This window comes from Mesorhizobium sp. M7A.F.Ca.CA.004.04.2.1 (assembly GCF_004022825.1).
GTDB lineage: Bacteria > Pseudomonadota > Alphaproteobacteria > Rhizobiales > Rhizobiaceae > Mesorhizobium.
The window spans coordinates 1-625 of sequence record NZ_RZPH01001666.1 but is presented as its reverse complement, the minus strand read 5'-3'; the positions used below and the strand labels follow the sequence as shown (position 1 = coordinate 625).

Here is a 625-nt window from a genome sequence, read left to right as displayed (position 1 = left end):
GGGCCAGCACAGGCCAAGCCGGCCGTCTTGGTTGCGTTCGGCCACGGCGAAGCGCGCCACCATCGAGAAGAAAACCGTCAGGAATTCACCGCTGCGGCTCCAGCCGCGATAGCCGAACGCCAGCATGGCGAGGAAAGAGAACAGCCAGTAGAGGCCGGCGGCCAAGGCCAGCCGCCCCGGATCGTCGGGCGCCGGATCGATGAGTTCGAACCAGGCGAAGGCGAAGAACAGGATGACAGCCGGCCAGCAGCCGACCCATCCGGGCAGGCGCCATGCTCCGTGATCCCTGGTCCCGAACAGGCGCGAGGCGAGACGCCATGCTCCATACCAGGGGTTGAGCCATGACCAGAGGTCGCCGAAGACACCCTGCAGCAGCGTGACGCCGGCCCACAACAGTGTCCAGATCACCAGTGGCAGAGGATTGGAAAGTGGGTCGCGGCTGCCGAAAAAGCCGGCGGCGATAAGAATTGCAAAGCCGGCGAAGGATAGCAGGCTGATGGCGGCGCGGGTGGCGTCGCTGAGGGCAAACAACGGCAGGCGCCGGCGCCAGAAACGATCGAGAAAATCCGCTGGCAGCAGCGCCAGGACGAGGAAACTGACGGCAACGGCGAAGGCGCCGCCGATC

General features: G+C 65.8%; 1 pseudogene. It reads right to left on the bottom strand.

The annotated features are described in order from the left end of the window. Positions 1-625 (bottom strand): annotated as a pseudogene (locus EN893_RS36855) (hypothetical protein); the annotation flags it as partial.